This is a genomic window from Curtobacterium sp. UCD-KPL2560 (assembly GCF_001705035.1).
GTDB lineage: Bacteria > Actinomycetota > Actinomycetes > Actinomycetales > Microbacteriaceae > Curtobacterium.
This window is the reverse complement of record NZ_MCIG01000002.1, coordinates 81,878-107,504: the sequence shown is the minus strand read 5'-3', so window position 1 is coordinate 107,504 and position 25,627 is coordinate 81,878. Positions and strand designations below refer to the sequence as shown.

Annotated in this window: 23 protein-coding genes and 2 tRNA genes; 16 read left to right on the top strand and 9 right to left on the bottom strand. The window is 72.9% G+C overall.

Annotated features, from left to right (window positions below; genetic code table 11):
* Positions 1-94: 94 nt before the first annotated feature.
* The 7 genes from BEP24_RS01440 (at position 95) to BEP24_RS01410 (ending at position 6,896) form a co-directional block, all read left to right on the top strand.
* Positions 95-1,165 carry an ABC transporter permease gene (locus BEP24_RS01440; RefSeq protein WP_253181527.1) on the top strand — a complete coding sequence of 357 codons (1,071 nt, stop codon included), beginning with the start codon at positions 95-97 and terminating at the stop codon, positions 1,163-1,165.
* A 2-nt stretch (positions 1,166-1,167) separates the two neighbouring features.
* The gene (locus BEP24_RS01435) at positions 1,168-2,163 is read left to right on the top strand and encodes an ABC transporter permease (protein ID WP_065959504.1); all 996 of its coding nucleotides are present in this window, start codon (positions 1,168-1,170) and stop codon (positions 2,161-2,163) included.
* The gene (locus BEP24_RS01430; RefSeq protein ID WP_083229972.1) at positions 2,160-3,947 is read left to right on the top strand and encodes an ABC transporter ATP-binding protein; all 1,788 of its coding nucleotides are present in this window, start codon (positions 2,160-2,162) and stop codon (positions 3,945-3,947) included. The genes BEP24_RS01435 and BEP24_RS01430 overlap by 4 nt, the downstream gene beginning before the upstream one ends.
* Positions 3,948-4,118: 171 nt before the next feature.
* On the top strand, positions 4,119-5,057 hold the full coding sequence (locus tag BEP24_RS01425) for a dipeptide/oligopeptide/nickel ABC transporter ATP-binding protein (RefSeq protein ID WP_065959502.1): 939 nt from the start codon (positions 4,119-4,121) through the stop codon (positions 5,055-5,057).
* The gene (locus tag BEP24_RS01420; RefSeq protein ID WP_141693313.1) at positions 5,054-6,073 is read left to right on the top strand and encodes a D-isomer specific 2-hydroxyacid dehydrogenase family protein; all 1,020 of its coding nucleotides are present in this window, start codon (positions 5,054-5,056) and stop codon (positions 6,071-6,073) included. Before BEP24_RS01425 ends, BEP24_RS01420 begins: the two co-directional genes overlap by 4 nt.
* A gap of 115 nt (positions 6,074-6,188) precedes the next feature.
* Positions 6,189-6,261 (top strand) — tRNA-Asn (locus BEP24_RS01415).
* A 146-nt stretch (positions 6,262-6,407) separates the two neighbouring features.
* Positions 6,408-6,896, top strand: a complete 489-nt coding sequence (locus BEP24_RS01410) for a hypothetical protein (protein WP_065959500.1) — start codon at positions 6,408-6,410, stop codon at positions 6,894-6,896.
* A gap of 115 nt (positions 6,897-7,011) precedes the next feature.
* On the opposite strand, the gene def is transcribed toward BEP24_RS01410, so the two are convergent.
* Complete coding sequence (def, locus tag BEP24_RS01405) at positions 7,012-7,587, bottom strand: peptide deformylase (protein WP_065959498.1); 576 nt, start codon at positions 7,585-7,587, stop codon at positions 7,012-7,014.
* A 39-nt stretch (positions 7,588-7,626) separates the two neighbouring features.
* Between def and BEP24_RS01400 the strand changes: the two genes are divergently transcribed.
* From BEP24_RS01400 to BEP24_RS01375, 6 genes are all read left to right on the top strand, one after another.
* Positions 7,627-8,538, top strand: a complete 912-nt coding sequence (locus BEP24_RS01400; RefSeq protein ID WP_065959496.1) for a multidrug DMT transporter permease — start codon at positions 7,627-7,629, stop codon at positions 8,536-8,538.
* Positions 8,539-8,735: 197 nt separating this feature from the next.
* Positions 8,736-9,947: a glycosyltransferase gene (locus BEP24_RS01395; RefSeq protein WP_065959495.1), complete on the top strand. Its 1,212-nt coding sequence runs from the start codon at positions 8,736-8,738 to the stop codon at positions 9,945-9,947.
* A gap of 10 nt (positions 9,948-9,957) precedes the next feature.
* A tRNA-Ile gene (locus BEP24_RS01390) sits at positions 9,958-10,032 on the top strand.
* Between the two features lie 54 nt (positions 10,033-10,086).
* Positions 10,087-11,214: an AI-2E family transporter gene (locus BEP24_RS01385; RefSeq protein WP_083229971.1), complete on the top strand. Its 1,128-nt coding sequence runs from the start codon at positions 10,087-10,089 to the stop codon at positions 11,212-11,214.
* Between the two features lie 10 nt (positions 11,215-11,224).
* Positions 11,225-12,028, top strand: a complete 804-nt coding sequence (locus BEP24_RS01380) for a DUF1684 domain-containing protein (RefSeq protein ID WP_065959494.1) — start codon at positions 11,225-11,227, stop codon at positions 12,026-12,028.
* Positions 12,029-12,268: 240 nt separating this feature from the next.
* The gene (locus BEP24_RS01375) at positions 12,269-12,748 is read left to right on the top strand and encodes a DUF3145 domain-containing protein (RefSeq protein ID WP_083229970.1); all 480 of its coding nucleotides are present in this window, start codon (positions 12,269-12,271) and stop codon (positions 12,746-12,748) included.
* Between the two features lie 261 nt (positions 12,749-13,009).
* Here the strand turns inward: BEP24_RS01375 and fabF are convergent, their stop codons facing one another.
* From fabF to aceE, 6 genes are all read right to left on the bottom strand, one after another.
* Complete coding sequence (gene fabF / locus BEP24_RS01370; protein ID WP_065959486.1) at positions 13,010-14,254, bottom strand: beta-ketoacyl-ACP synthase II; 1,245 nt, start codon at positions 14,252-14,254, stop codon at positions 13,010-13,012.
* Positions 14,255-14,369: 115 nt separating this feature from the next.
* Positions 14,370-14,618, bottom strand: a complete 249-nt coding sequence (locus tag BEP24_RS01365) for an acyl carrier protein (RefSeq protein WP_017886710.1) — start codon at positions 14,616-14,618, stop codon at positions 14,370-14,372.
* Between the two features lie 83 nt (positions 14,619-14,701).
* Complete coding sequence (locus BEP24_RS01360) at positions 14,702-15,757, bottom strand: beta-ketoacyl-ACP synthase III (protein WP_065959484.1); 1,056 nt, start codon at positions 15,755-15,757, stop codon at positions 14,702-14,704.
* A complete protein-coding gene (locus BEP24_RS01355) occupies positions 15,754-16,716 on the bottom strand; it encodes an ACP S-malonyltransferase (RefSeq protein WP_065959483.1) in 963 nt (320 codons plus the stop codon). Before BEP24_RS01355 ends, BEP24_RS01360 begins: the two co-directional genes overlap by 4 nt.
* A 78-nt stretch (positions 16,717-16,794) precedes the next feature.
* Positions 16,795-17,997: a PucR family transcriptional regulator gene (locus BEP24_RS01350; protein ID WP_171898692.1), complete on the bottom strand. Its 1,203-nt coding sequence runs from the start codon at positions 17,995-17,997 to the stop codon at positions 16,795-16,797.
* A gap of 34 nt (positions 17,998-18,031) precedes the next feature.
* Positions 18,032-20,776 carry a pyruvate dehydrogenase (acetyl-transferring), homodimeric type gene (gene aceE, locus BEP24_RS01345; RefSeq protein WP_065959477.1) on the bottom strand — a complete coding sequence of 915 codons (2,745 nt, stop codon included), beginning with the start codon at positions 20,774-20,776 and terminating at the stop codon, positions 18,032-18,034.
* Between the two features lie 246 nt (positions 20,777-21,022).
* Between aceE and BEP24_RS01340 the strand changes: the two genes are divergently transcribed.
* Together BEP24_RS01340 and BEP24_RS01335 are read left to right on the top strand one after the other, a co-directional pair.
* Positions 21,023-21,511, top strand: coding sequence for a peroxiredoxin (locus BEP24_RS01340; protein ID WP_065959476.1), 489 nt, complete (start codon positions 21,023-21,025; stop codon positions 21,509-21,511).
* Between the two features lie 62 nt (positions 21,512-21,573).
* Positions 21,574-22,515, top strand: a complete 942-nt coding sequence (locus BEP24_RS01335) for an alpha/beta hydrolase (protein ID WP_171898691.1) — start codon at positions 21,574-21,576, stop codon at positions 22,513-22,515.
* A 115-nt stretch (positions 22,516-22,630) separates the two neighbouring features.
* On the opposite strand, the gene BEP24_RS01330 is transcribed toward BEP24_RS01335, so the two are convergent.
* Together BEP24_RS01330 and BEP24_RS01325 are read right to left on the bottom strand one after the other, a co-directional pair.
* Positions 22,631-23,245, bottom strand: coding sequence for a hypothetical protein (locus BEP24_RS01330; protein ID WP_141693311.1), 615 nt, complete (start codon positions 23,243-23,245; stop codon positions 22,631-22,633).
* Positions 23,242-24,222, bottom strand: coding sequence for an aldo/keto reductase (locus tag BEP24_RS01325; RefSeq protein WP_065959471.1), 981 nt, complete (start codon positions 24,220-24,222; stop codon positions 23,242-23,244). The genes BEP24_RS01330 and BEP24_RS01325 overlap by 4 nt, the downstream gene beginning before the upstream one ends.
* Positions 24,223-24,306: 84 nt before the next feature.
* On the opposite strand from BEP24_RS01325, the gene BEP24_RS01320 reads away from it, so the two are divergent.
* The gene (locus BEP24_RS01320; RefSeq protein WP_065959468.1) at positions 24,307-25,593 is read left to right on the top strand and encodes an APC family permease; all 1,287 of its coding nucleotides are present in this window, start codon (positions 24,307-24,309) and stop codon (positions 25,591-25,593) included.
* Positions 25,594-25,627 lie beyond the last annotated feature (34 nt).

The following is a 25,627-nucleotide window of genomic DNA, read 5'->3' as shown; positions in this document are numbered from 1 at the left end:
CCCACCGGACACCAGGGGGCGTTCCCACGAGGAACGCCCCCTGGTCACGTCCCGAAAGGCACCCCCAACCGTGACCGTCATCCCACCCGAGGCGATCGAGTCGGAGCCCACGAAGCCGCAGGCACAGCGCAGTGCCAAGGGCGGCGGCGGGCTCGGCCGGTACGTCCTCGTCAGGTTCCTGCTCATCTTCCCGACCGTCTTCATCCTGGTGACGCTCGTGTTCTTCCTGATGCGCGTCATCGGGAACCCGATCACCGCCTCGGTCGGCGGTCGACTGACGCCGTCGCAGCTGCAGGAACGCCTGCACGCGGCCGGCTACGACCGCCCCGTGTTCGTGCAGTACCTCGAGTACCTCGGCAACATCGTGCGCGGCGACTTCGGCACGACCTCGACCGACAACCGGCCGATCACCGAGATCATCGTCACGTACGGCGGCGCCACCGCGGAGCTCGTGTTCTACGCGCTCATCGTCGCGCTGCTGCTCGGCATCCCGCTCGGCATGGTCGCCGCCTACGTGCGCGACAAGTGGCCGGACGTGCTGTTCCGCGCCCTCGCGATCCTGACCTACGCGACGCCGGTGTTCTTCGGCGGTCTGCTGCTCAAGCTCGTGTTCTCGGTCTGGCTCGGCTGGCTGCCCCTCGGGGACCGCGCGTCGACACGGGTGTCGCTCATCCTCGACAACATCCCCGGCGCGACGGGCATCTACATCATCGACGCGCTGCGGACCGGCAACGCGCAGGTGATCGGCGACGTGCTCCTGCACGCCGTGCTGCCGGCGCTCACGCTCGGTCTGCTGACGGCGGGCATCTTCCTGCGCCTGGTGCGCGCGAACATGATCGGCTCGCTCGGCTCCGAGTACGTCGACGCGGCCCGCTCGCGCGGCGTCCGGGAGTCCCGGCTGGTCCGGACCCACGCGTTCCGTCCGGCGCTCGTCCCGATCATCACCGTGATGGGCCTGCAGATCGCCATGCTGCTCGGTGGCTCGGTCCTCACCGAGACCACCTTCGGCTGGCGGGGGCTCGGCTTCGAGCTCAACCAGTACCTGTCCGCCCGTGACTTCGTCGCGGTCCAGGGCATCGTCGCGATGCTCGCCGTGATCGTCGCCGTGACGAACTTCGTCGTCGACGTCGTCGCGGCCTTCATCGACCCGAGAGTGAGGTTCTAGCGATGGCCGACACCTCGCTCGTCGACCGCCACGAGCCGCTCTGGAAGCGCCTCCCCGTGGTGGTCCAGCTCCGCAAGAGCACCGGCTGGCAGCGCGGCATGCTCGTCACCGGCGTCGTCATCTGCGCGCTGTACCTCGTGGTCGCCCTCGCGGCGCCGCTCATCGCCCCGTACGGCTTCGGCCAGCTGCAGGGCGCCGACGGCCAGAGCTTCCCGCGCACCGGCTCCCCGAGCCCCGAGCACATCTGGGGCACGACGGTCGGCGGGTTCGACGTGTTCAGCCGCGTCGTGTTCGGCGCCCGCACCGCGGTCCTCGTCGTGGTCGTCGCCGTGGTGGTCTCGATCACCATCGGCGTGATCCTCGGCATGGTGTCCGGCTACCTCGGCGGCTGGCTCGACCGGATCCTCGTCGTGGTCGCCGACGCGATCTACGCCTTCCCGTCCCTGCTGCTCGCGATCGTCGTCTCGATCGTGATCTCCGGCGGGAACTCGAGCTACTCGGGCGGCATCGTCGCGGCGGCGATCTCGATCACCGTGGTCTACGTGCCGCAGTACTTCCGCGTCGTCCGTGCCGAGGCCGTCCGCCTCCGCAACGAGGCGTTCGTCGAGTCGGCTCGTGTGCTCGGGACGAACCCGTGGCGCATCATGACCCGCCACGTGCTGCGGAACTCGACCCGCTCGCTGCCGCTCATCCTGACCCTCAACGCGAGCGACGCGATCCTCACGCTCGCCGGGCTCGGCTTCCTCGGGTTCGGCATCGGTCCGACCGCGGGCGCCGAGTGGGGCTACGACCTCAGCCGTGCGCTGTCCGACGTGGCCTCCGGCGTCTGGTGGACCGGCGTCTTCCCCGGCGTCGCGATCGTCGTGCTCGTGCTCGGCGTGACCTTCATCGGCGAGAGCCTCAACGACATCTCCGACCCGCGTCTGCGTGCCCGTCGCCGGCTGAAGCAGCTGGTGTCGCGCCGCGGGGCGACCAGCACGGAAGGGGCGGCCGCATGACGGACGCAACCCAGCGCCTCCAGGCCGACGGCGACGACGGCACCAGCGGCAGCAGCGACGACCGCGCCAGCCGCAGCAGCGACGACCGCGCCAGCCGCAGCAGCACCGGCCGACGCAGCGCCGACGGCGCACCCGTCGCCGTCGTCGACGACCTCACCGTCACCTTCGCGACCGACGGCGGCGCCGTCGACGCGGTCCGCGGCGTCAGCCTCGACGTCCGCCCGGGCGAGGTCCTCGCCCTCGTCGGCGAGTCCGGCTCCGGCAAGTCGGTCACGGCGCGCAGCATGCTCCGCCTGATGCCGGAGACGGCGACCCTGGGCGGCGCGGTCTACCTCGACGGCACCGACGTCATCAGCGTGGGCGCGCAGAAGCTCCGCGAACTGCGGGGGACCGCCGGGGCGATGGTGTTCCAGGAGCCGTCGACCGCGCTGAACCCGGTGTTCACGGTCGGGTGGCAGATCGCCGAGGGCCTCCGGGCGCACGGCGGCGTCTCGAAGAAGGAGGCGCGCGCCACGGCGATCGACTACCTCCGCCGCGTCGGCATCCCCGACCCGGAGGAGCGCGTCGACCACTACCCGCACCAGTTCTCCGGCGGCCAGAAGCAGCGCGTCGTCATCGCGTCGGCGCTGGCGCTCGAGCCGAGCGTCATCATCGCCGACGAGCCGACCACAGCGCTCGACGTCACGGTGCAGGCCGAGATCCTCGACCTGCTCCGACGGTGCCGCGACGAGTTCGGCGCGGCGATCGTCATCATCACGCACAACATGGGCGTCGTCGCCGACCTGGCCGACCGCGTGGCCGTGATGTACCAGGGCGAGGTCGTCGAGGAGGCCCCGGCGGCACAGCTCTTCGCCGCCCCCCAGGCCGACTACACGAAGCGCCTGCTCGCCGCCGTGCCCCGCCTCGAGGCGTCGACCGGCACCGCCCGCCGCGCCGCGATCGCCGAGGACGTCACGCCGCTCGTGTCGGCCCGCGGGCTCGAGATCGAGTACCCCGGACGGCTCGGGTCGCCCGCGTTCCGCGCCGTCAAGGGCGTCGACCTCGACATCCGCCCCGGCGAGGTCCTCGGCCTGGTGGGGGAGTCCGGCTCCGGCAAGACCACCATCGGCCGGGCGATCGCGGGACTCACCCGGATCACGGGCGGCTCGCTCGACGTGCTCGGCACCGAGATGCTCGGGTACCGCGAGCGCGACTTCAAGCGGCACCGCAAGGACATCGGGTTCGTGTTCCAGGACCCGGCGACCTCGTTCAACCCGCTCCTGACGATCGCCGAGTGCGTCGCCGAGCCGCTCGTCGTGCACGGCGCCGAGCGCAACCCGCGCGCCGCCCGCAAGCGCGTCGACGAGCTGCTCGAGGCCGTGCAGCTCCCCGCCGCGTACGGCGACCGCTACCCGCACGAGCTGTCCGGCGGGCAGCGCCAGCGCGCCTCGCTCGCCCGGTCGCTCGCGCTCCGGCCGAAGCTGCTCATCGCCGACGAGCCGACGAGCGCGCTCGACGTGTCCGTGCAGGCGCGCGTGCTCGAGCTGTTCCTCGACCTGCAGCAGGACCTCGGGTTCGCGTCGCTCTTCATCAGCCACGACCTCGCGGTCGTCGGCGCCCTGTCGGACCGCATCGCGGTCCTGTACCGGGGCGACATGGTGGAGACCGGCACGACCGCGCAGGTGCTCGGCGCGCCGCAGCACCCGTACACGCAGCGGCTCCTCGCGTCGCTGCCGGTCCCGGACCCGGCGGAGCAGGCCGAGCGACGGCGTACGCTGGAGGCACTGGAGCGCGCCGGGTCCTGACCCGACGCCTCCAGGCCGGCACCTCCAGGGCACCGAACCGTCCCGACGACAACTCACGTCGTCGAGGCGGCACACCGCCGTGGCCGCGTTCGCGCGCCGTCACGGCACGCACCGCGCCCGGGACACGGGCCGCGTGTGGACCGTCGCCAGGGGCGGCGTGGAAGGGGACCCATGATCGCGGTGAACGGCCCGGCGGTCGTCGCAGACGACGTCTCGATCGAGTACCGGGGCGGACGTGGCTCGGCTCCGATCCGGGCGGTGGACGGCGTCAGCCTGACCGTCCGGCAGGGCGAGATCCTCGCGGTGCTCGGCGAGTCGGGCTCGGGCAAGTCCACCTTCGCCGCCGCGGTCGCCGGCCAGCTCGGTGCCACCGGCGAGGGCGAGGGGGCGCACCGTCGGCACATCACCGGCGGCGAGCTCACGGTCCTCGGCGAGCACGTGCGCGGGCTCCGGCCGTCGTCGCGGAAGGCCGCCCGGCTCACCGGGCGCATCGGCTACCTGCCCCAGGACGGGGCGGACCGGCTCAGCCCCGACCTGACCGTCGGCGAGGCGATCGCCGAGCCCATCTACATGCGCGACCGCCGCTTCGACCGCAAGGAGGCCGGCCTGATCGTCGCCCGCCTGGTCGACGCGGTGCACCTGCCGCTCGGCGTCATGCGCCTGAACACGTGGGAGCTGTCGAGCGGCCAGCGGCAGCGCGTCGCGCTCGCCCGGGCGCTCGTCCTCGAGCCGCAGCTGCTCGTCGCCGACGAACCGGCACGCGGCGTCGACGTCCTCGTCCGGCAGTCGGTCCTCGAGGCCCTCACCAACCTGCAGCGCGGCCGTCAGTTCTCGGCGATCGTGGTGTCGAGCGACCTGCGCGAGGCACGGGCGCTGGCCGACCGTGTCGCGATCATGTCCGAGGGCCGCGTCGTCGGTCTCGGCACCTTCGACGAGGTCCTCGACAACCCCGTCGACCCCTACGTCCGGACCCTCGCGGCGACGGCGGCCCGGCCGGTCAAGCGTCGTCCCGCGGGCAGCTCGCCCACCGTGGCACGCCGGTCTGCGGCGCCGCGACAGCCCGCCGCCGCCGGGACCGGTCCCCGCGCCGGACGGCAGGAGAACGCATGACCCGGGACGCACCGACCACGTCGAGCGCCCGCGGACACCGCGCCGTCGTCACTGACGCCGGGGCACCGCTGCCGGTCGAGGCACCGACGCCGGGTCCGGTCGCGATCCTGCCCGAGGCCGCCGACCTGCACGAAGCCGCTGTCCGTGACGCCGGCGGGACGGTCGCGCCCCTCGGTGCCGACACCCGCGGGATCGTCTGGCTCGACGCACGCGACCCGGACGGTCTGGCCACGGCACTCGACGACGCACCCGCCGTCGGCTGGGTCCAGCTCCCGTTCGCCGGTGTCGACGCGTTCGCACACCTCATCGAGGAACACGGCGACCGGGTGCTGTTCACGTCGGCGAAGGGCGCGTACGCGGAACCCGTCGCCGAGCACGCCCTCGCCCTGACGCTCGCGACGCTGCGGGTGCTGCCGGCGCGAGCGCGGGCGACCTCGTGGGCGACCGAGCCCGAGGGCGTGTCGCTGTACGGCCGGAACGTCGTCGTCGTCGGTGCCGGGGGCATCGCGCTCGAGTACATCCGGTTGATCGCGCCGTTCGAGACCTCGGTCACGGTGGTGCGACGGTCTCCCGACCCCGTCGACGGTGCCGACCGCACCGTGACGACCGACGAGCTCGACGCGGTGCTGCCCGACGCCGACGTCGTGGTGGTCGCCGCGGCGATGACCAGCGGCACGGCGAAGCTGTTCGGTGCCGAGCAGTTCGCGCTGATGCAGCCCTCCGCGCGGCTCGTCAACATCGCCCGCGGGGGACTCGTCGACACCGACGCCCTCGTCGCCGCGCTCCGGGACGGCGAGATCGCCGGCGCCGGACTCGACGTCACCGACCCCGAGCCGCTGCCCGACGGCCACCCGCTGTGGACCACCCCCGGCGTGGTCGTCACGCCGCACCAGGCGGACACGCCGGACATGGTGGCGCCGCTGCTCGCCGAGCGCGTGCGGGCGAACACGACCGCGTTCCTCGGTGGGGACGGGACCGGGTTCGTCGGCGTCGTGGACCCAGCCGCGGGCTACTGATCCGCCTCCGGGAGCACGGCGCGCCCGGGATGCGCGATGGATGCGCGGACCGGGCTCCGGGTCCTGCTATGCTGGTACCCGTTGTTCGCGGGGGGTTCACCTCGGCGGGCAGTGATCCTCGATAGCTCAATTGGCAGAGCAGCCGGCTGTTAACCGGCAGGTTGTTGGTTCGAGTCCAACTCGGGGAGCAGGCAGGCCCTCACCGTTCGCGGTGGGGGCCTTCTCGCGTCCGGAGTCCTCGTGTTCCGGGGCCTTCTCGCGTCCCGGGGTCGCCGTGCTCCGGCGCCGTCGTGTTCGCAGGCGGCGTCCGGTCTGAAGCTGTTAGCGTTCACAGGTGCTCTCCTCCCGCCGTGCCCTCGTGACGATGCTCGTCGTCGTCGGTGCGCTCGGGCTCGCCGGGTGCACACCGTCGGGGGAGCCCGAGGCTGCCGACTCCGCGGACACCGGCTCCCGGACCGGAGTGGCCGCGTCGGGCAGCGCGCCGATCGTGTTCGCGTTCGTGTGCGGCACGGGCGACGGTGACGCGACCGAGACCTACTCGACCTACGCCGCGGCGTGGGAGGCCGAGCGCACCGACTGCAGCGCGAAGCCGGTCACCGGCACCGAGCCGTCCGCGCAGCAGGAGGCCGCAGTCAGCGCGGCGGACGAGGGGGCGACGCTCCAGGAGCTCGCCGCGACCTGCGCGGAGCGCGGTGTGGCGCCGTGGACCGCGCCGGTCTCCTCACCGGCCGAGGCGGGCCTGGCCGCGGGCCTCCTGGAGTACTGCCCCGGTCACCCGGAACGCGACCGCCTGCAGGACGCGTTGCGCGCCTACCGGGGCTGAGCCGCGCCTCCCGGCCGTCGCCGGTGGCGGCGTCAGCCCGCGGGGTCGTGGCGGGGTCGTGGCGGCGTCAGCGCTCGGGGTCGTCGCTGCGTCAGCCCGCGGGGTCGTCGCTGCGTCAGCCCTCGGGGTGGTCGCGGCCGGGCAGCCAGGACTTGCCGGGGCCGCCCCAGCTGCTCTTGCGGACGGCCTTCGCGGCCTGCTTGGCGTACGGGTGCACGAGGCGGTCGGCGTACAGGTAGCCGTCCAGGTGGTCGTACTCGTGCTGGAAGATCCGGGCGAGCCAGCCGTGGGCCTCGACCTCGAACGGGCTGCCCTCGGCGTCGACGGCACGGAGCAGCGCGGCATCGGCCCGACGGAGGGGGAAGCGCTCGCCCGGGATGGACAGGCAGCCCTCGGCCTCGTCGTCCTCGTCGAGCTCCTCCACAGCCTCGGGGACGAGCGGGCTCGTCCACAGGACCGGGTTGATCGCCACACCGCGGTGCAGGACGTCGTCATCATCGGTCCATGCGTAGACGAACAGCCGCTTCCCGACCCCGACCTGGGGACCGGCGAGCCCGACGCCGGGTGCCAGGTCCATGGTCTCGAACATGTCCGCCACCAGTGCGCGCAGGTCGTCGTCGAAGACGGTGACCTCGGCTGCGCGTTCGTGCAGGACGGGTTCGCCGGTGATGCGGATCGGGAGGACGGCCATTCACCCAGGTTATCCGGACGGGACCGGTAGCCTCATCGCGTGACGACGGACCTCCAGATCCCGGGCGCGGTGAACCTGACACCGTTCCAGGCACTGATGATCCCCGTCGCCCTCGTCGGGGCCGTGTTCCTGTCGCTCGGGGCGCAGTTCCAGAGCCGCGGCGTGCAGCGCGTCGAGGCGAAGCTCGGCCGGCAGTCGAAGGGCCTGTCCGTGCGGCACGTGCTCGCGCTGCTCGGCAGCGGGTGGTGGGTGCTCGGCACCCTCATGCTCGGGCTCGCGGTCGTGCTCCAGCTCGTGAGCATCACGTACGCGCCGCTCATCGTCGTGCAGCCGCTCGGCGCCGTCGCGCTCGTGATCACCACGTGGTTCTCCTCGCGGTCCTCGGGGGTGCCGCTCGGCGACCGCGCCCGACGGGCGGTCTGGACGTGCATCATCGGCGTCGCGATCTTCGTCGGCATCGCCGCGTTCGTCGGGCACGAGAGTGCGATCGACCGGCCGCAGCTCGTCACGGTGCTGGTGATCCTGGCGGTCGTGCTCGCGATCGTGCTGACGTCGTTCCGGTTCGTGGCGAAGCACCAGAACGCGCTGTACTACATCGTCGGCGCGGGGGTCCTCTACGGCTTCGTCGCGACGCTCGCGAAGGTCGTGCTGAACCGTTTCGTGAACGGCACCTTCGACTGGCTCACGGTGCTCGCGATCGTCGGGGTGCTCGTCGCGGCGGCGCTCGGCGGGTACTTCGTGCAGAACGCGTACTCGAGCGGGTCCGCCGACCTCGTGATCGCCGGCCTCACGGTCATCGACCCGATCATCGCCGTCGGCATCGGTGTCGTGGTGCTCGGCGAGGCCGACGGGGCGCCGTGGTTCGCGGTGCTCGGGTTCCTGGTGGCGGCGGCGATCGCGATCACCGGCGTCTTCCTGCTCGCGAAGCACCACCCGCAGGGCCGGTCCTGACGGCGGCCGTCCCCAGGCCGACCTCCGGGGGGCCGGCGCCCACCGCACGGCGGCCGTGCCGCTGCGCCCTGGCGCCCACCGCACGGCGGCCGTGCCGACGCGTCCCCGGGTCCACCGCGAGGCGGACGACTCCGCCCGGACCGGTGCGGTACCGTCGAGGCCCGACCAGCAACGCCCACGAGAGGACGACGCCAGCCGTGACCGATGACGCCACCACCGCCACCGCCACGACGACGGGTGCGACGGGCGGGTCCCGACCCCTGCGCGTGCTGATCGCCGCGGACACGTTCCCACCGGACGTGAACGGCGCGGCCACCTTCGCCGAACAGCTCGCCGTCGGGCTCGCCGAGCGCGGCCACGAGGTGCACGTCGTCGCCCCGGCGGCCAGCGCCCACCACGGCACCTTCGACGAGGAGCACCGCGGCGTCACCCTCGTGGTGCACCGGCTCAAGTCGTACAAGTGGCCGTGGCACGCCTGGCTCCGCTTCGTCTGGCCCTGGAGCGTCCGGAGGTGGACCGGCCCGATCCTCGACGCCGTGCAGCCCGACGTCGTGCACATCCAGTCGCACCTCGTGATCGGCCGCGGCATCGTGCAGGAGGCGCACGAGCGCGGCATCCGCGTGATCGGCACGAACCACTTCATGCCCGAGAACCTGCTCGAGTACGTGCCGTTCGGGCGACGCACCCTGCCGATCGCGCTGAAGATCGCGTGGAACGACGCCGCGAAGACCTACCGGCTGGCCGACGCCATCACGACCCCGACGGTCCTCGCCGCCGACTACCTGCGGAAGGCGATCGCCGGGCAGCAGGTCCTGGCGATCTCGTGCGGCATCGACGCGACCCGGTACGTGGCCCGCCCCGGTCGGCCGGCGACGAACGACATCGTGTTCGTCGGCCGCGTCGCCCCGGAGAAGAACCTCGACCTCCTCGTCCGGGCGCTGCCGCTGCTGCCGGCGGAGCTCGACGCGCACCTGACGATCGTCGGCGGCGGCGAGATGATCCCGAAGCTGACCGCGCTCGTGCAGGAGCTGGGCCTCGGCGACCGCGTCCGGTTCGCCGGGTTCGTGACCGACCAGGCGAAGCGCGAGGCCCTGACGAACGGCACCGTGTTCGCGATGCCGTCGACCGCCGAGCTGCAGAGCATCTCCTCGCTCGAGGCGATGGCGTCCGGCCTGCCGGTCGTGGCCGCCGACTCGATGGCCCTGCCGCACCTCATCGACGGCAACGGGTACCTGTTCGCGCCCGGCGACGTCCACGACCTCGCGGCCAAGCTGACGAGCGTCCTGACGGCGTCCGACGAGGACTACGCGGCCATGCGGGCCCGGAGCCTCGCGATGATCGAGGCGCACGACATCAACCGCACGCTCTCGACGTTCGAGTCGCTGTATCGTGGGGAACCGGTGGCCTGACGGTCGCCGCGGGGCGGTAGCCAAGCTGGTCAAGGCAGTCGGCTCATAACCGAACGATCCGCGGGTTCAAGTCCCGCCCGCCCCACTGGTACACGGCCCGCGGGCTGACGACCGGTCCAGAGAAGGTTCCCGTTCCACGATGCAGTTCAAGCGCAAGCACGACGAGGCCGACGACCGCGGACCCACGCCGAACGTGACCCTCGAGACGACCCGTGGCGGCACCGGGGTCCGCATCAACGCCTTCCGGCTCGGCTTCACCGGGGCGCTCGGCGTCCTGATCGCCCTCGTCGTCGGGGCCGTGGTCAGCGAGCTGAGCACCGTGCTCGTCTACATCGGGGTCGCGCTGTTCCTGGCCCTCGGCGTCGACCCGCTCGTGTCGTTCCTCGAGCGGTACATCCCGCGGTGGACGGCGATCACGATCGTGGTGGTCGGGGTCCTGGGCGGGTTCGCCGGCGTCGTCTTCGCGGTCGTGCCGATCCTCATCCAGCAGGCCACGAACCTCATCCAGAACTTCCCCGAGATCGTCGAGGACATCGCGCGGCAGGAGTGGGTGCAGGACCTCTCGAAGCAGTTCGCCGGGTCCTTCGACATCGGCCACTCCCTGCAGTCCCTGCAGTCCTTCGTCGAGGACCCGGGCAACCTGCTCAGCCTCGGCGGCGGCATCCTGGCGGTCGGCAGCGGCATCCTCTCCGGGCTCACCGGCGCGGTCATCGTCATCATCCTGATGCTGTACTTCCTCGCCTCGATGCGTGGGCTGAAGTCGATGGCGTACCGCTTCGTGCCGGCGTCCCGTCGCCAGAACTTCATCGACGTGAGCGAGCAGATCACGCAGGCGGTCGGCCGCTACGTCGTCGGGCAGATCAGCCAGGCGCTCATCAACGGCATCCTCAGCCTGGTGTTCCTGCTCATCATCGGTGCACCGCTGCCCGTGCTGCTCGCGACGTTCGCGTTCCTCGGGTCGCTCATCCCGCTCGTGGGCACGCTGGCGGCCGCGGTCGTCATCTCGCTGCTGTGCCTGTTCGCCTCACCCGCGACGGCCCTCGCCGCAGCGATCTACTACCTCGTGTACATGCAGGTCGAGGCGTACATCATCTCGCCGCGCATCATGTCGCGTGCGGTGCAGGTGCCCGGGGCGTTCGTCGTCATCGCTGCCGTCGCGGGCGGCACGATCGGCGGCGTGCTCGGCGCCCTCGTCGCGGTACCGTTCGCCGCGTCGGCGATCATCATCGTGCAGAAGGTCATCTACCCCCGCCAGGAGCTCTCGTGAGCGGGCGCCGGTGACCTCCCTCGAGGAGCACGTCGCCGACCGCGACCGCTGGGCGCGGGGTCCGCGCGGCCCGCTCGCGCTCGTCACGGCGCAGGCGGTCGAGCAGCCGCAGCCCGTGTGGCCGGTGCCGGGGCGCTGGGCTCCCGCGCCCGGCGGCCTGTCCGTCACGGCCGAGGCGACCGACGGCGTCGTCGTGGACGGCGTCCCGGTGGACGGCACGGAGCTGGTCGCAGGGCACACCGCCGTCGTCCCGTCCCTGGTCGCCTTCCCCGGCGGGCTGGCCGGCTCGGTGCACGGGACCACCCTGCGGGTGTGGGACCCCGCCTCCGACGCGGTCGCCCGCTTCGACCACATCGCCCGGTTCCCCGCCGACCCGACCCACGTCACGACCGGCAGGTACACGCCGGTCGCCGGTCTGGAGGCACGGGGCAGCGTCCGCGACGCCGTCGGCGACCCGCTGCTGGTCGCCGGCACCGTCTCGGCCGTCATCGGCGGCGTCGCAGCGCACCTGCTCGCGGTGCAGGCCGCCGTCCACCGCGGGACACCCCGACTCCAGCTCATCGTGCAGGACGCGACGAGTGCCCTGCCGGAGGACGATCCGGGCAGCTCGTACTCGATGGGCCGCTTCCTGTTCCTCGACGACCCCGGCACCGAGGCCGAGGTCGCGCTCGACTGGGACCGGCTCGTGCTGCCGCCGTGCGCCTTCTCGTACCAGTACGCCTGCCCGATCCCGCCCGAGCAGAACCGCCTGACCGTGCCGATCCGGGCGGGGGAGCGGCACCCGGTCGACGCGTCGGGCGCGGTCCTGCACTGAGGGCTCCCGGCTCTGCCGGACGCGCCGATCCGCTCGGCGACGGTGGCGCCGATCCGCTCGGCGACGACCGTGCGGTGACCCGGGTGTGGCGTTCCCAGCGCTGACGCTGCATAATGGGCGTGTCCGACAGGACATCACAATCGGATATCGATGGTTCCGGAACCGGGACTCCGCACCACAGGTCGATGGGGAAGTCGCACCTGACGAAGCGGAGGAATCGTGAACGGAACGACGACAGGGGTGCTCTACGTGCACTCCTCACCACGCGCGCTCTGCCCGCACGTCGAATGGGCGGCAGGTCGCGCGATGAGCCGCGCCGTGAACTTCTCGTGGCTCGACCAGCCCGCGCTCGACGGTTCCCGTCGGACCGAGTTCACCTGGACGGGCCCGGTCGGCACCGGCGCGTCGATCGCCTCTGCCCTCCGTGGGTGGGAGCACCTGCGCTACGAGGTGACCGAGGAGCCGACGACCGACTCCGACGGCGGCCGGTGGATGCACACGCCCGACCTCGGGGTGTTCTTCGCGCAGACCGACGTGTCCGGCAACATGGTCGTCCCCGAGGACCGTGTCCGCTACGCCATGGAGGTCGCGGGCAGCAACGCACTCGAGCTGCACCGGGAGCTCCGGCTCGCGCTCGGGCAGGCCTGGGACGACGAGCTCGAGCCGTTCCGCCACGCCGCCGAGGGCAACCCCGTCGTCTGGCTGCACCGCGTCGGCTGACCCCCTCCCGTTCCTCCGCCCCACCACGGACGCCGTCCGCTCCCTCCGGAGCGGACGGCGTCCGTCGTCACCGGGCAGCATCCCCGAGCGGGCCACATCCGGCCCGCTCGGCGCCTCCACCCGACGTCCCGTGCGCGCGCCGCGGACGTGAGCGGCACGTCCTGCCCACTCGCGCGCTCCGAACCGGCCACGGACGGCAGGAGGCCCGCCCTGCGGACGCAGGACGGGCCTCCAGACCGACGGGGGTCCCGCCGGACGCGATCAGGCCGTGCGGAACGCGACCACGGCGTTGTGCCCGCCGAAGCCGAACGAGTTGCTCACCGCGACCAGGTCGCCGGCGGGGAGCTCGCGCGGGGCGGTCGCGACGTCCATCACGATCTCCGGGTCCTGCTGCGTGAGGTTGATCGTCGGCGGGGCGACGCGCTCGTGCAGGGCGAGGACGGTGAAGACGGCCTCGATCGCGCCGGCGCCACCGAGCAGGTGCCCGGTCGACGCCTTCGTGGCGGAGACGACGATCGAGTCGAGGTGGTCGCCGAAGACGCGGCGCATCGCGTGGTACTCGGCGACGTCGCCGACCGGGGTCGACGTGGCGTGCGCGTTGACGTGCACGACGTCCTCGCGGGCGGCACCGGCGTGCTCGAGCGCGGTGATGACGGCACGGGCGGCGGCGCTGCCCTCGGGGTCCGGCGCGGTGATGTGGAACGCGTCCGAGGTGATGCCGGAGCCGGCGACCTCGGCGTAGATCTTCGCGCCGCGGGCCTCGGCGTGCTCCTTCGACTCGAGGATGAGCGCCGCGGCGCCGTCACCCAGGACGAAGCCGTCGCGCGTGACGTCGTACGGACGCGACGCGGTCTCGGGGGAGTCGTTGCGACGCGAGAGCGCCTGCATCGACGCGAACGCGGCGAGGGGCAGCGGGTGGAGCGCGGCCTCGGCGCCACCGGCGATGACGATGTCGGCCTCGCCGTTCGCGACGTGGCGGTACGCCTCGGCCAGCGACTCGGTCGAGGACGCGCACGCGGACAGGTAGGTGCGGGCACCGCCGCGGGCGCCGAACTCCATCTCGATGGCGGCGGCGGGGCCGTTCGCCATGAGCATCGGGACGGTCATCGGCAGGACGCGGCGGGGGCCCTTCTCGCGGAGGGTGTCCCAGGCGTCGAGCAGCGTGTTGACGCCACCGATACCGGTGGCCCAGTCGACGATGAGGCGCTCGGGCACGACGGACTCGGCGTCGATGCCGGCGTCGGCCCAGGCCTCACGCGCGGCGACGAGGGAGAGCTGCGACGACGGGTCGAGGCGCTTGGCCTCGGGGCGCGTCAGCTGGTCGGTGAGGAAGCGTCGCGCCTGGCCGGCGAACTCGACGGGGATCTCGAGGTCGGCGTAGCGCTCGTCCTCGATGCGGGAGATGCCGGACTTCCCGGCGAGCAGCGCCTCCCACGTCTCCGGGGCGGTCGCGGCGAGGGGCGTGATGGCACCGATCCCGGTGACGACGACGGTCTTGTTGGTCATGGAACGACGCGTTCTTTCGTGTGGACGAGCTGGCTCGCAGGAGCCGGGGGTGGACGAGGTGAGCGCCGCGGCCCGCGGCTGGTCCGCCGGGGCCGCGGCGCTCAGGAAGCTCGCGTCAGGCCTGCGCCTTGACGATGTAGTCGACGGCGTTGCCCACGGTCTTGAGGTTCTTGACCTCTTCGTCCGGGATCTTCACGTCGAACTTCTCCTCGGCGTTCACGACGATCGTCATCATCGAGATGGAGTCGATGTCGAGGTCGTCGGTGAACGACTTGTCGGCGGCGACGGTGTCGGTCGCGATGCCGGTCTCGTCGTTGATCAGCTCGGCCAGGCCGGCGAGGACTTCTTCGTTGGACAGGGCCATGGGTGTTCTCCTTGAGGGGGGTGTCGTTTGACCGTGGGACAGCCTAGGGCACGGGTGTGTTCCGTGCGCGGAGGCGCGGGGGACTAGGGGAGGACGACCACCTGCGCGCCGAACACGAGTCCGGCGCCGAAGCCGATCTGCAGGGCGAGGCCGCCCGACAGGTCCGGGTGCTCCTCGAGCAGGCGGTGCGTGGCGAGCGGGATGCTCGCGGCGGAGGTGTTGCCGGTCGTGGTGATGTCGCGCGCGATCGTCACCGTGTCGGGCAGGCCGAGCTGCTTGGCGAACTCGTCGATGATCCGGATGTTCGCCTGGTGCGGCACGAACGCAGCGAGGTCCGCGGGGCGGACCCCGGCGACCTCGAGCGCCTCACGGGCGACCTTGACCATCTCCCACACGGCCCAGCGGAAGACCGTCTGCCCGGCCTGGCGCATGGTGGGGCGGGGAGCGCCGGCGGCCCACTCGTTGTAGGTCGCCGTCATGCCGATGGCGTCCCACTTCGAGCCGTCCGAGCCCCAGATCGTCGGGGCGATGCCGGGGAAGTCGCTCGGGCCGACGACCGCGGCACCCGCGCCGTCGCCGAGCAGGAACGAGATCGACCGGTCGGTCGGGTCGACGACGTCGCTGAGCTTCTCGGCGCCGATCACGAGCACGTGGTCTGCCAGGCCCGACTTGATGAACGAGTCGGCCTGGGCGATGCCGTACGCGTAGCCGGCGCACGCGGCGCTGACGTCGTAGGCGGCCGCGGGCGTGGCGCCGATGCGCTCGGCGAGCAGGGACGCCATCGACGGGGTCGCGACGGTGTGCGTGACGGTGCTGACGAGCACGACGCCGATCTGGGACGGCTCGATGCCGGCCTTGGCGATCGCCTCGCGGGCGGCGGCCTCGGCGAGGTCGACGGCCTCGACGTCGGCACCGGCGCGCTTGCGGGTGACGATCCCGGTGCGCTGCCGGATCCACTCGTCGGACGAGTCGATCGGGCCGACGAGGTCGTCGTTCGGCACGACGTGCTCACCGCGGGCGGCGCCGAACGCCAGGATGCGGGTGAACTCGTGGCCGCGACGCTGCTGCAGCAGCGGACGGGAGGCGCTGGTCGGCGCCGTCTCGTCGGCTGCGGTGGTCGGGGTGGTGGCGTCGGTCATGCGGGTGCGTCTGCTTCCTGGCCTGCGGAACCGTCGCGGTCGGCGTCGCGCTCGAGGAGCTCGATCGCCGCGGGCAGGTCGTCGGGGGTCTTGATCGCCACGGTCGGGGTGCCGCGGAGTCCGCGCTTGGCGAGGCCGACCAGGGCACCGGCCGGGGCCAGTTCGATGATGCCGGTGACACCCGCGGCGGAGAACGACTCCATGACGGCGTCCCAGTGCACGGGGTTCTCGATCTGCCGGACCATGAGGTCGACGAAGCGGCGGCCGTCGTCGACGCGCGAGCCGTCGGCGTTCGTCCAGATCGGGAGCGTGGGGTCCTGCGCGGTCGCGGCGGCCGCGACCGGTGCGACACGGGCGACCGCGGGGGCCATGAACGCGGTGTGGAAGGCGCCGGCGACCGCGAGCGGGATCACGCGCGCCTTCGCGGGGGGTTCGGCGGCGAGGGCCGCGATGCCGTCCGCGGGACCCGCGACGACGGTCTGGCCGCCGCCGTTGTGGTTGGCGGGCACGAGGCCGTGCTGCGCGAGCGCGGCGGCGACGGCGTCCGGGTCGCCGCCGAGGACGGCGGCCATCGAGGTCGGCTCGAGCGCGGCGGCGTCGGCCATCGCCCGGCCACGCTCGGCGACGAGCGCGAGCGCGTCGGTCGGCTCGAGGACACCGGCGACCGCGGCGGCGGTGAACTCGCCGACCGAGTGGCCCGCGACGCCGCCGACGAGGGTGCGGCGGCCCTCGGCGAGCAGGGCGTCCGCGGTGACGAGCCCGGCGGCCACGATCAGCGGCTGCGCGAGTGCGGTGTCCTTGATGGTGTCGGCGTCGGACTCGGTGCCGTGTCGGACCAGGTCGACGCCGATCGCCTCGGACCACGCCCCGACGCGGTCACGGACGGAGGCGTCCTCGAGCCAGGGGGCGAGGAAGCCGGGGGTCTGGGAGCCCTGTCCGGGCGCGACGACGACGATCACCGGACAATCCTCCCGGGAGCGCCCGCTGCTGTTCGTGTGGGGTTGCCACACGAAACACGCCCAGACGTTGTGCGATCCCTAGCGCCGGGACGGGACCCGGCGGCGTCCGGTGCTCGACTCGGACATCGCGCCGAGGATGAGCGCCGACTGCACGATGAGGGCGTCGCGGGCGTGCGTGGCGTCCCAGCCGATCACGTCGGCGACCCGGCGGAGGCGGTAGCGGACGGTGTTCGGGTGCACGAAGAGCTCCCGTGCGGTGGCCTCGAGCGAGCGCCCGGTGTCGAGGTAGCACCAGAGCGTCTGGAGCAGTTCGGTGGACTGGTCCTTGAGCGGGACGTAGATGCGCTGGACCAGGGCCGACCGGGCGAGGGGGTCGCCGGCCAGCGCCCGCTCCGGCAGGAGGTCGTCGGCCAGTGCGGGACGGGGTGCGCCGCGCCACGCCCGCGCGACGGCGAACCCGGCGAGGGCGCCCTTCGCGCTCGTCGACGCGTCGACGACCCCGGGGACCTCGTTGCCGAGCACGAGGTGCCCCTCGCCGAAGGACGGCTCGAGGGCCTGAGCGATCGCGGTGAACGAGACGGGTTCCTCGCCCTCGGGCACGTCGTCGCGCGGGGTGGCGCGGCCGATGACCACGACGAGCCGGGAGCCCTGCACACCGATGAGCACGTCGGCGTCCATGTGCCGCGCGGTGCGGCGGACCTGGTCGACCTCGAGCTGCTTCGGGGCGTTGCCGACGAGGACCGCGACCTCGCCGTGGCCGTGCCAGCCGAGGGCCGCGATGCGCGACGGGAGCTCGTCGTCGTACTCACCCGACAGGATCGAGTCGACCACGAGCGCCTCGAGCCGCGCGTCCCAGAGCCCGCGGGCCTCGGCCGCGCGGGCGTAGACGTCGGCCGCGGCGAAGGCGATGTCCCGCGAGTACTTGAGGATCGCCTCCTGCAGCATCTCGTCGTCCTTCGCGCGCTCCTCGACGACGGTGACCACCACGCGGATGAGCTGCAGCGTCTGCTGCAGGCTCACCGAGCGGAGGAGTTCGCGCGGCGCGGAGCCGAAGACGTCGGCCGCGGCGATCCACGGGGTCGACGCGGTGCCCTCGAGCCACGAGATGAACGACGTGATGCCGGCCTGCGCCACCATGCCGACGGCGGACCGCCGACCCGGGGGCATCTCGCTGTACCAGGGGAGGGTGTCCTCGAGCCGCTTGATGGTCGCGGTCGAGAGTTCGCCCGACACCTGCCGGAGCCAGGAGAGCGCGCGGTCGCGGTCGCTCTGCTGGCCCACGGCAGGGACGGTGCGGGGGGTGCTCACGCGCAGGTCAGCTCTCGCCGCCCGCGCTGCCGGTCGTGCCGGCGGTCACGTCGTGCAGGCGGTACTTGTCGATCGCCTGCTGGACGAGTGCCTGGTCGACCTTGCCCTGGCGGGCGAGCTGCTGCAGCGTCCGCACGACGACCGAGGGGCCGTCGATGTGGAAGTAGCGGCGGGCGGCCGGACGGGTGTCCGAGAAGCCGAAGCCGTCGGCGCCGAGGGTCGCGTAGTCGGTCGGCACGAACGGGCGGATCTGCTCCTGCACGGCGTGCATGAAGTCGCTCACCGCGACGACCGGGCCCTCGGTGCCGAGCAGGCGCTCGGTCACGTACGGGGTGCGCGGTGCCTCGTTCGGGTTGAGGAACGCGTGCTGCTCCGCGTCGAGACCGTCACGGTACAGCTCACCCCAGCTCGTGACGCTCCAGACGTCGGCGGACACGCCCCAGTCCTCGGCGAGGAGCTGCTGCGCCTCGAGGATCCACGGCACCGCGACACCGGACGCGAGCAGCTGGGCCTTGGGGCCCTCCTGCTCGCTCGGCTTGAGCAGGTACATGCCCTTGACGATGCCCTCGACGTCGACGCCCTCGGGCTCGGCCGGCTGCACGAGCGGCTCGTTGTAGACCGTGAGGTAGTACATGACGTTCGGGTCGGCGTGCTTCGGCGAGCCGTCCTCGTTCGTGCCGTACATCCGCTCGAGGCCGGACCGGACGATGTGCCCGATCTCGTAGCCGTAGGCCGGGTCGTAGGACACGACGGCGGGGTTCGTCGCGGCGAGGAGCGGCGAGTGGCCGTCGGCGTGCTGCAGGCCCTCACCGGTCAGGGTGGTGCGGCCGGCGGTCGCGCCGATCATGAACCCGCGGACCATCTGGTCGCCGGCTGCCCAGATGGCGTCGCCGGTGCGCTGGAACCCGAACTGCGAGTAGAAGACGTAGACCGGGATGAGCGGCTCGCCCTGCGTCGAGTACGAGGTACCGACCGCGGTGAAGGCCGCGAGGGCGCCCGCCTCGTTGATGCCGACGTGGATGATCTGGCCCTGCGGGCTCTCCTTGTAGGCGAGGAGGAGCTCACGGTCGACCGAGGTGTAGTGCTGGCCGTTCGGGTTGTAGATCTTCGCCGTCGGGAAGTAGGCGTCCATGCCGAACGTGCGTGCCTCGTCCGGGATGATCGGGACGACGCGGTTGCCGAAGTCGGGGGAGCGCAGCAGGTCCTTGAGCAGGCGGGCGAACGCCATCGTCGTGGCGACCTCCTGCTTGCCGGAGCCCTTCTTGACGACCTGGTACTTCGACTCGTCGGGCAGCGTGAACTGCGTGTACTTCGTCCGACGCTCCGGCACGTAGCCGCCGAGTTCGCGGCGACGCTCGTGCATGTACTGGATCGCCTCGTCGTCGTGACCCGGGTGGTAGTACGGCGGCGTGTAGGGGTTCTCCTCGAGCTGCGCGTCGGAGATCGGGATGCGCATCTCGTCGCGGAACTGCTTGAGGTTGTCGAGCGTGAGCTTCTTCATCTGGTGGGTCGCGTTGCGGCCCTCGAAGCTCGGGCCGAGGCCGTAGCCCTTGACCGTCTTCGCCAGGATGACGGTCGGCTGGCCCTTGTGCTCGGTCGCGGCCTTGAACGCGGCGTACACCTTGCGGTAGTCGTGCCCGCCGCGCTTGAGGTTCCAGATCTGGTCGTCCGAGTAGCCCTCGACCAGCTGGAGCGCCTTCGGGTCGCGCCCGAAGAAGTTCTCGCGGACGTAGGCACCGTTCTCGGCCTTGTAGGTCTGGTAGTCGCCGTCCGGCGTGGCGTTCATGAGGTTCAGCAGCGCGCCGTCGGTGTCGCGGGCGAGCAGGTCGTCCCACTCGCGGCCCCACACGACCTTGATGACGTTCCAGCCGGCACCGCGGAAGAACGCCTCGAGCTCCTGGATGATCTTGCCGTTGCCGCGCACCGGGCCGTCGAGGCGCTGGAGGTTGCAGTTGATGACGAAGTTCAGGTTGTCGAGCCCGTCGTTCGCCGCGACCTGCAGCTGACCGCGCGACTCGACCTCGTCCATCTCGCCGTCGCCGAGGAACGCCCAGACCTGCTGGTCGGACGCGTCCTTGATGCCGCGGTTGGACAGGTACTTGGCCTGCTGCGCCTGGTAGATCGCGTTGATCGGGCCGATGCCCATCGACACGGTCGGGAACTGCCAGAAGTGCGGCATGAGGCGCGGGTGCGGGTACGACGACAGCCCGCCGCCGGCGTGCGAGTGCTCCTGGCGGAAGCCGTCGAGCTGGTCCTCGCTGAGGCGGCCCTCCATGTAGGCGCGGGCGTACATGCCGGGGGAGGCGTGGCCCTGGAAGAAGACCTGGTCGCCGCCGGACGGGTGGTCCTGCGCGCGGAAGAAGTGGTTGTAGCCGACCTCGTACATCGCGGCGCTCGACGCGTACGTCGAGATGTGGCCGCCGACGGCGATGCCGGGGCGCTGCGCGCGGTGCACGGTGATCGCGGCGTTCCACCGGATCCACCGGCGGTAGCGACGCTCGAGTTCCTCGTCACCGGGGAACTCGGGCTCGTCCTCGGGCGCGATGGTGTTCACGTAGTCGGTCGTCGGGACCATGGGCACGCCGAGGTGCAGCTCGTTCGAGCGCTTCAGCAGGCTCTGCATGATCTCGCGGGCCCGCTGGTGGCCGTGCGTCGCGACGAGTCCGTCGAGCGACTCACGCCACTCGGCGGTCTCCTCCGGGTCCTGGTCGGTCGCTGCCGTGCTGCGCGGGTCCTGGTCGTTCACCGTCACCGTTGACCTCGTTCGTTCTCGTGGTGGTGGACATGGTGGCTCCCGGGACGGTCGGGTCGCGACCGAGCAGGGAGACCCACACCACTCTAGGCCCCACCGCCGACCGTCCGGCTGACGGTGCCGTGCGGGTGGACAGGTGCTTGCATCTGCGTGTCGTCGGCGTACGATTGCCGATCGTGCGTGCGCGACCCGTGCCCGTACGACGTCGACGGGCAGACCCCACGCCCAGGAAGCAGCAGCGCACCGATGGCACTGGAGATCGGCTCCCTCGCGCCGGACTTCGAGCTCCCGAACCAGTTCGGTGAGCACGTCCGGCTCAGCGACTTCCGGGGCGTCCGCCCGGTCGCGCTCGTCTTCTTCCCGCTCGCGTTCTCGTCGGGCTGCACGAACGAGCTGTGCACCCTGCAGGACAACATCGCGATGTTCCAGGACCAGCGCGTCGAGCTGATCGGCATCTCGGTCGACTCGAAGGCCACGCTGCGCTCGTTCGCCGAGCAGAACGGCTACGACTTCGAGCTGCTCGCCGACTTCTGGCCGCACGGCGCGGTGTCCAAGGAGTACGGCGTGTTCCTCGACAAGAAGGGGTTCGCGACGCGGGCCACCTTCGTGATCGACGTGCAGGGCCGCATCAAGGCCTCGATCATCACCGAGCCCGGCCTGCAGCGCGACGTCGCGGAGTACCGCGCAGCGCTCGACCGCCTCGCCGCCTGCACGGCACCCGTCCCCGTCGGCTGACGCCGCCGCTCCGAAGGACCGGTGGGGCGCGACCGCGTCCCGGTGACCGGACGGGAGGCGCGGTGCACGCCGTCGACGACCCCGCCGGTGCACGGGTGGTCACCGCCACCCCGTCGCCAGGCTCGTACGCGCCGCACCCGGTCACTGCCGACCCCGCGGTGTGGTCGCTCGTGCGCACCACCGTCGCGACGGACGCCGGCCCCGTGGTCGTGCACCACCGGCCCGGACCGCGGCCGGTGCTGTTCCTGCACGGCGTCGCGGGTTCGTGGACGACCTGGACGCCGCTCCTGACCGCCGTCGACGGGCTGCCCGGCCGTGGGCTGGTGCTCGTCGACCTGCCGGGGTGGGGTGCGTCGACGGCCGTCGGTGCCGGACCAGCCGACCTCGACGCGGTCGTCCGGGCCGTCGTCACGGTGCTCGACGCCCTCGGCACCGGGCCCGTGGACGTGGTCGGGCACTCGATGGGCGCGTTCGTGGGCCTCGAGACCGCCGTCGCGGCGCCGACGCGCGTGCGCTCGCTCGGTCTCGTCTCGGGCACCACCACGGCGACGGTCCGGGCGGCACGGCACCCGGTCCGTGCCCTCGCCACGCTGCCGGCGTTCACGCTCCTGCGCGCCGGGCTCGCGGTCACCGGTCGTACCGCCCGGTCGCTGCTGCGGGGGCTGGCCCGGGTCGGGGTGCTCCCGCTGCTCGCCGCACCGGTCTTCGCACACGTCCGCCGACTCGACCCGAGCGTGCTCGACGCGTTCGTCGCCGAGTTCCGGCCGGAGCTGTTCTCCGCGGCGGCCCGCTCGGCGGCCGGGTACGACGTCGGACGCTGGCGCGCGGTGACGAGCCCGGCGACGGCGGTCGTCGGCAGGCAGGACGTGTTCGCCCGGACGACCGACCTGGACGACCTGCGGGCGCTGCTGCCCGGGGTCCGGACCGCGGTGCTCGAGGACTGCGGCCACTTCGCGCACGTCGAGCACCCGGACGCCGTCGCCGCGCTGCTCGGGCTCGCCTGACCCGCACCGTTCGGATCCGGCTGACCCGCATTGCTCGGGCTCGCCTGACCGCACCCGCCGGGCTCGCCGGGCGCGACCCGGTCGCGCCCTGCACCGACGACCGACGTGCCGGACGTCAGCGGTACTGCGGCGGCCAGTCGAACGGCGCCGGCCGGTGGGCGACCTCGCCGATCGTCGTGACCGCGAGGACGACCTGCCGACGGTCCTCGAGCGCGATGGTCCGGGGGTTGCCGAGGAAGCGGTGGCCGTCGACCCACACGGTCAGTTCCCCCCGCAGCCCGCCGACGTGCCCGGCGCCGAGCGAGACGCCCCACTCGTCGAAGAACTGCCCGAGGGTGAACGTGCGGCGCTCCGGCGACTCGACGTGCAGGATGCCCGACGTGTCGTGCGTGTGCAGCTCCGCGGCGAACCGCTCGCGCGACGAGTGTCCGACGTTCCCGGGCACCGTGACCGGCACGTCCCCGTCCAGGATCGTCAGGTGGGTGTGCACGTGCTCCGCGAGCGGCTCATCCCACACGTTGCGCAGGCCCGCCGCGTCGGCCCGCGTCTGCAGGTCGGTCGGGGCCGGCCACGGAGGCGCGGACCGGGTCGTGCCCGCGGCCGGCGTCGAGCAGACGGCCAGCAGCAGGACGGCGACCGCCGCCACGACGGTCAGCACCACCGCGCGCGGCGCGGGGCGGGCGCCCGCACCGCCCGTTCGGCGACGCGGCCCGGCCGCGGTCGTGCTCACCACCGGTCGTGCACGGCGGCACGGAACCACCGGTCGTAGAGCTCGTGCACCGTGGCGTCGAGGCCGGGCACCTCGCCGAGGTCCGCGGCGCCCGCGTTCGAGCGGGCCTGCTCGGGGTTGCGCGCACCGGGGATCGCGGCCGTCACGCCGTCCTGGGCGACGATCCACGCGAGCGCCGCCTGCGGGACCGAGACGCCCTCGGGCAGGGCGGCGGCGAACGCCTGCGCCGCCTGCACGCCGTCCGCGAAGTCGACCCCGCTGAAGGTCTCGCCCTGGTCGAACGCCTCGCCGTGCCGGTTGTAGTTGCGGTGGTCCTGTTCCGGGAACGTCGTCGCGGTCGTGTACCCGCCGGACAGCAGCCCCGAGGCCAGGGGCACCCGGGCGAGGATGCCCACGCCCGCCTCGCGCGCGGCGGGCAGCACGCGGTCCAGGGGCTTCAGCCGGAACGCGTTGAGGATGACCTGCACGCTCGCGACGCCCGGGCGGGCGATCGCCGAGAGCGCCTGGTCCGCGGTCTCGACGGACACGCCGTACGCGGCGACCGACCCGTCGGCGACGAGGGCGTCGAGGGCGTCGTAGACACGGTCGTCCTCGAAGACCGCGGTCGGCGGGCAGTGCAGCTGGACGAGGTCGAGCGTGTCCTGCTGCAGGTTCCGCCGCGAGCGGTCCACCCACCCGCGGAAGTTCGCGGCGACGTAGTTCTCCGGCACCTGGTCGGCGCGACGGCCCATCTTGGTCGTCACGGTGAGCGGGACGTCGGGGTTGGCCCGTCGCCACGCGCCGATGCGCTGCTCGCTCCGGCCGTCGCCGTACACGTCGGCGGTGTCGAACAGGGTGACGCCGGACTCCACCGAGGCGTCCATCACGGCGGCGGCGTCCTGCTCGCTGACGGGACCCCAGTCACCGCCGAACTGCCAGGTGCCGAGACCGACCACGGACACGGAGCGGCCGGTACGGCCGAGGGTGCGACTCTGCATGCCGTCGAGCGTAGTCACGGCCGGTGCGGGCGGTGCCCGGGCTGTCCGGTCCGGGCACCGTCGTCGTGCGGCAGGATCGGCGACGTGGACCGTCCCGCCGCCGCACCGCCCCAGCCGTCGCTCGCCCGCCGTCTGACCCTGCCCGACGCCGTGCTCATCGGGCTCGGGTCGATGATCGGGGCGGGCGTGTTCTCGGCGTTCGCACCCGCGGCCGCAGCCGCGGGCGCGTGGCTGCTCCTCGGCCTGGCGGTCGCCGGTGCCGTCGCGTTCTGCAACGCCGCCTCGTCCGCCCAGCTCGCGGCGCAGTACCCGACCTCGGGCGGCACCTACGTGTACGGACGGGAGCGGCTCGGACCGTGGGCCGGGTACGCCGCCGGGTGGTGCTTCGTCGTCGGGAAGACCGCGAGTGCCGCGGCCATGGCGCTCACCTTCGCGTCCCACGTCGCCCCGGGGCCCTGGACGAGACCGGTCGCCGTCCTCGCGGTGCTCGCGACCACCGGGGTGAACCTGCTCGGGATCACCCGGACCGCGCGGCTCACCCGCGTGCTCGTCGCGGTCGCCCTCGTCGCGCTCGTCACCGTCGTCGTGATCGGCGCGACGACCACCGCCCCCGCCGCGGACGGACCAGCCGGGGACCCGTCGCCACTCGGAGTGCTGCAGGCCGCGGGCTTCCTGTTCTTCGCGTTCGCCGGGTACGCCCGCATCGCCACCATGGGCGAGGAGGTCGTCGACCCCGCCCGGACGATCCCGCGCGCGGTCGTCCTCGCGCTCGGGCTCGCCCTCGTCGTCTACGCCGCGGTCGCACTCGCCCTCCTGCACGCCCTCGGCCCGGCGGGCACGGCGGGCACGCCGACACCCCTCGCCGCCGTCGCCGCGCTCCCCGGCGGGCCGTGGCCGGTCGTCGTCCGCGTCGGGGCCGCCGCGGCCTCCCTCGGGGCGCTGCTCGCGATCGTCGCCGGCATCGGTCGGACCGCCCTCGCCATGGCCCGCGGCGGCGACCTGCCCGCGGCGCTCGCCGCCGTGCACCCCCGCCGCCGGGTGCCCCACCGCGCCGAGGCGCTCCTCGCCGTCGTCGTCTGCGTCCTCGTGACGACCGTCGACCTGCGCGCGGCGATCGGCGCCTCGGCGTTCGGTGTCCTGCTCTACTACGCGGTCGCGAACGCCGCGGCGTGGACGCAGGACCGCGCGCACCGCCGCTGGCCCCGGGCGCTGGCGCTCGCCGGGGTGGTCGGGTGCGTGGTGCTCGTCGCCGCCCTGCCACCGTCGTCCGTGGTGGCGGGCACCGTGGTGCTGGCGGTCGGACTCGCGCTGCGGTGGGTGCGGCTGCGCCGTTCCGCTCCACGGCGCCCGAGTCCGCCGCCGGGCGACTGATGCTCGCGGGTGCGCCGGACGCCAGGGGAGCCCG